The sequence below is a fragment of the Flavobacterium sp. Sd200 genome, assembly GCF_009826935.1.
In the GTDB taxonomy this organism is placed as follows: domain Bacteria; phylum Bacteroidota; class Bacteroidia; order Flavobacteriales; family Flavobacteriaceae; genus Flavobacterium.
Genome location: NZ_WUMN01000017.1, coordinates 1 through 5,591 on the forward strand (window position 1 = coordinate 1; position 5,591 = coordinate 5,591).

Here is a 5,591-nt window from a genome sequence, read left to right on the forward strand (position 1 = left end):
CCCAGTACTTCCCTGGCATACACTACTTCGAACCTGTCGTTAAAGGTGCCTGCCGCTGTGCTGAAGGCGTAGCCGCCATCGGCAAGGTCGTGCGTCAGCCCAAGCTGGTTGTCTTTAAGGTAGATGTCCTGACCCTGGTCGAACAACCCGTCAAAACGGTCAAGGCTTAGGGTATAGTCTCCCGGTGTTACCGCCGTAAAGCCCATAGGCACTACATCGCCCACCTCAAAATCAGGCCTCGACTGTATCGCAAGGGATGTCTCACCTGCAAGGGAGTACAGCGCTATCCTGCCTCCGTCGTTCAGCAGCCTGCCGTCATATCCATAGTCAAGCTCCAATGTTGCGTCCGGCCTGTAGGCCACCATAGCCTGGCTAAAGCTGTTGCTGTTGGCTGCCGATGACAGGTTTAACCAATAGCGCGACATCGCTGCATCGGCTGCCTCCCTTTGTGAACCCGTACGGAAGAACGACTGGTTGCCCGAGGTTGGCACAGGCCTGCGCATGCTGTTGGTAAAGGTTATGTCTGCTGCCGTAGGGTCTTCTTTGGTCTGTACCAAAAAGCCCTGTCCCTGTGCTATAAGCCAGGTGCTGTTAGGACCTGTATAGAACGCTGCCTGGTCGCTGCCCCCGCCTAAGCCTGCATTGGCCGTAAAGCCTGCAAGGTTCAGCGTGGCATAAGAGCTTGAGGCTGCATCGTTGCGCTTCCTCCAGAAGTATAATGCAGAGCCGCCCTCAATAACATCGCTGTTGCCCTTAAAGAAGTCCGCAACGCTTATCGGGGAAGGGTATGGGTTACCAACGCCTGTATAGCGGTCGCCTTCCTGTGAGGCCCTCCTTGTAAGGGTACCGTTGTGGGCAACCCCATTAAAGGTACCTGCATAAACAAGCGGCGCGGTGCCGGCATTGTAGCCTGCAACGGTGCTGCTGTTTGGCATGCGTATCATGTAGGCTTTCGCCACATCAAAGGACGTAGTGGCAGCATTTACTATAAAGTACTGCTCTACATAGGAGTTCGAGGCTGGGTCAAGGTCATATTTGTATTCATAAAAACGGCCTGCCGTGGTCTGTGGCGAGAACGCCTGCAGGTTCTGCCCTGCCACAGGAGATGACCATATCGTGTAGTCCAGCCTGTACAGCGGATTGCTGTTCTTTATTACAGTGATGTTCCCGGTGTTGGCCGTGTCGTCCTGCTGTACAAGGGCAGCATTGTTCTGTACTGTAAAGCTTGCACCTGCACTTACCGTCACTGCGCCTTTTATTGTAAAGGTCACCCCAGAGGCAAGGCTTACCGCGCCGCCTGTTACTGCAAGGCTACACGCTGTGATGCTGCCACCACTGTAGTTGCCCGATATCGTGGCCGTGTAAATGTATGAGGTAGGTATCCCGTTGCTCCATGCCGTGCCGTTCCATGTGGTGGCTACTGCACAGTCCTGCTGGAACTCATAGGCGCCCATGTCTACCACACCTGCGTTGTATATCCTCTGCTGGCCGCCAAGGTCTTTGGCTACGCCCGAGAGGTCCGGCAACTGGCCTGCCGCATAGTAGGCATTGCTGCCGCTGTTTAGCGCAGGGCTGCCTATCCCGATGCTGTAGTCGCCGCCTGCCGCATTCGCAAACAATGGGTCCGAAGCTCCGCTTACATTGCCGTTGGCCGTAGAGGTAAGCCCCTGCACAAGGCTGTAGCTGTATACCGGGGCCGAAGCCGTACTGGTGTTGTAAACGCCTGTACCGTTGCCGTAGATGATCGTATTGCGCACCTGAGGAGACGAGAAGATGTTATAAACCGCGCCGCCCGTGCCTCCTCCGTTGGTAGAGGTATTGCCACTCATCGTTACATTGGTCAGCACTGCCGGAGAAGAGGTATTGTGCATGCCACCCCCATTGGTTGCCGTGTTGCCTGCAAAAAGCACGTTGGTCAGCACCGGCGAGGAGTTGATGTTGCACATACCGCCACCGCTCTGGCCTACCCTGTTGCCTTTTATGATAAGGTTCCTAAGTGTAGGGGAAGCATTGGAGTTGTAGATACCTCCGCCGGAGTTGTTGTTGGCATTCACTCCGTTTACCGTGATACTGCCCGAAGCATTTCCAAAGCCTGCCGTTACCGTAAAGCCGTCAAGCACTGTGGCCGAGGTTACAGGGCTGGCTGTCGTGCCTACTGCCATAACCACGTGGTAGGCGTTCTCGGTGTTGTTGATCCCGCCGTTGTCGTTATTTAAAAAGTCGCCGCTAAGGATACTCGCATTGGCCGCAAGGGTAAGGTCTCTTTCTTCAGGGCCCGATTCCGTGCCGGCAAAGCCTCCATATACCTGCAGGCCGTTTACCAGCACAAATGCATTGTTCCTGCCCTGAGGGCTTGCACCACTAAGGTCTGAGGCGTGGTACATCGGGGTATATGTTCCCCCTGCTACCCAAACCTGGGTTACCGTGCCCGGGGTGGCGCTGTTGGCCTGTTTGGCATATTTTAGCGCATCGGCTACCTCGCCAAGGGCATCACCCCAGCCTGTTCCGGTACCCGAAGAGCCTTTCTTTACATACAGTATGCCGCCTGCTCCGGGCTCCGGTGTTACCGTGCCGGGACCGTTGATCACCATTGTAATGGCGTTGCTTATTGCCGTAGCCGTGGTGGCACAGCTGGCATTGCTGGTAAGCTGTACCGTTACTATGTCGTTGTGCGCAAGTGTAGTGGTAGTATAGGTGGCCGAGCTGCTGCTGTGCACCGTGTTGCCGTTTACCTTGAACTCATAGTAAGGCGAGGTGCCGCCGTTGGTTGGCGTAGCGGTAAAGGTTACAGCCGTGCCTGCCGCTATAGGCCCGCTTACGTTGGCCGACAGCGATACCGCAGGGGTTACAGGGATGGCCTCGGTGATCGTGATCGATGCCGATGCCGAACAGTTGTTGTCATAACCTGCAACATCAAGGCTGTAAACGCCCGGGGCGCTTACTGTAATGGTCTCGTTGTAGCCTGCCGTTACATAATCGTAATATTCGTTGTTATGGAGCCATACCCCTTCGTAGTTCTCTGCACCGATGGCCTGGAGCGTTACGCTGCCTCCCTGGCAGAAGGTCGTAGAACCCTGGGCGATGATCGCCGCATAAGGCGCTTCGATAAGGTCGATGTACATGTCTTCGCTGCTTACCATAGTATGGGTGGCACATGCCTCAGGGCTTACCGTTACCGTAGCCGATACCCAAAGGTAGCCCGTATCCGGCAGCTCTGTCGTGTAAAGGCGGCCTGTAGCGCCTTCCTGTATCTCCCCGTTTACAGACCATTGGTACACCGGGTTAACGCCCGTGTGGGTCGTAAGTGCTGCAAAGGTTACCTGGCTGCCGCCACAAACGGTGTAAAAGCCTGTCTGCTCGTCATACCTCATGTCGCTGCTGCTGATGCTGATCGTTGGCTCGGCAGGCTGCTGCAGGCTTACCACTGAAGAGGCTCTTGGGCCTTCGCAGCCGTTCACTGTCTGTGAGGCATAATACGTACCTGCCGTTACCGTAGCCGTGCCTGCAAGGGCCGTGCCGCCCGTTTGGACTGTGTACCATTTTATGCCGCTACCCGTAGCCACAAGGCCTGATACCGTAGCCCCGTAGCAAAGGGTTTGCGGCTGGGTAGACGGGGCCACCGTAGTGGTAACCGTTACGGCAACTGCCGTACGGGGGCCTTCACAGCCGTTTACCGTTTGTGAGGCATAGTACGTGCGCGTAGTCAATGCTGTACTGGCCGCAAGTGCCGTGCCGCCCGTTTGGGTCGTGTACCATTTTATGCCGCTACCCGTAGCGGTAAGGCTGCCCACCGTGGCACTGTTACAAAAGTTCTGTGCCGATGCTGTAGGCGCGGCCGTAGTAGTGATCGTTACCGTTACTGCCCTGCGCGTGCTCTCGCAGCCGTTCAGGGTTTGCGATACATAGTACGCTCCGCTGGCAAGGGCCGTTGTCGTGGCAAGTGGTGTGCCACCTGTGGAGGCTGAATACCATTTAAGGTCGGTGCCCGTAGCCACAAGCCCTGCAACAGTAGTGCCTGAACAGTAGCTTTGCGAAGAGGCCGTGGGCTGGGCCGTATTGTTTATGGTAATGGCTACTGCTGTGCGCGGGCCTTCACAGCCGTTTACCGTTTGTGAGGCGTAGTAGGTGCGGGTTACCAGCGGTGCTGTAACTGCCAGTGCCGTGCCACCGGTCTGGGCGGCATACCATTTTATATCGGTTCCTGTAGCTACAAGGCCTGCAACGGTAGTGCCGCCACAGTAGGTTTGTGGCTGTGCCGTTGGCGCAGCCGTGGTTGTTATCGTTACGTTTACCGCTGTCCTTGTACTCTCACAGCCGTTTACTGTTTGTGAGGCGTAGTACGTGCCGGTGGCCAGTACGGTATTTGCCGCTAAGGCCACCCCGCCTGTTTGGGCTGTGTACCACTGTATACCGGTACCCGTAGCTGTAAGGGTGGTTACCGTAGCACCCTGGCAATAGCTTTGTGCCGGGGCTGTTGGGGCTGCTGTAGTAGTGATCGTTATGCTTACGGCTGTCCTTTCTCCCTCACAGCCGTTTAACGTCTGGGAGGCATAATAGGTAGCAGTGGTTAACTGCTCTGTTGCCGCCAGTGCCGTGCCTCCTGTTTCTGAGGTGTACCATTGAACGCCTGTACCCGTAGCGTTTAGCTGCGATACCGTAGCGCCCTGGCAATAGCCCTGTGCCGATGGGGCCGATGGGGCAGGTGTTGCGTTTATCGTTACAGTTACTGCCGCCCTCTCTCCTTCACAGTTGTTGATCGTCTGGCTTACATAGTATGTGCCTTCGGTTAACAGTGTCGAACCCGGCAGTGCTGTGCCTCCCGTCTGTGATGCATACCACTGAAGGTTCGTGCCCTGGGCAGAGAGCTGTGATACTGTGTTGCCCTGGCAGTGCACCTGCGTGACTTCGGCTATGGGGGCCGGGGTGGCCGTTACCGTAACCACAACATCTGAGGAATTGGCACTACAGCCATATTCTGTATATAATTCTAATCGGTAGCTGCCTCCCTCGCTTACGGTAAGGGCTACTCCTTCATAGGCCGCATCGTAATACGAATTGTCTTTTACCCATACTCCGATGCCATTAGCACCAATACCCGTAGGAACCAGCGATACGCTGCCGCCATAACAGAACGAGGTAGGGCCCTGCGCAGTGACCGTAGCAACAGCTTCTACTATACTGATCGACACTGGGCTGCTCCCGGCCGTAGTGGCTGTGTAGCAACCCGAACTGTCTGTTACCGTAATACGGCATTTTACCGAGATATCTGATGTTACATAGTAGTTAAACGTACTGCCCGTAAAACCTGATTGAACTACATCGTTTACCAGCCACTCATAAGAAGGAGCGGTGCCCGAATCCGTAGCATATGCCTCAAAACTCACAAAACCGCCACTCCCGGAACATAAATACTCCGAACCAACCGTCTGGCTGATAGCTACATAAGGGGTCAAAACTGAAGAAACCGTGACACTAACCGACGTTCTGGCGCTCTCGCAACCACCAACCGTCTGTGAAACATAATACATACCCGTCGATAAAGATGTATCTCCGCTTAATGCCAAACCTCCAACAAACTCAGAATACCATTT

The 5,591-nt window shown here is 55.3% G+C and carries 1 protein-coding gene; it reads right to left on the reverse strand.

Going from position 1 to position 5,591, the window contains the following annotated elements:
• On the reverse strand, positions 1-5,591 hold a 5,591-nt coding region (locus GR160_RS19125; protein WP_370519240.1), incomplete at both ends, for a beta strand repeat-containing protein.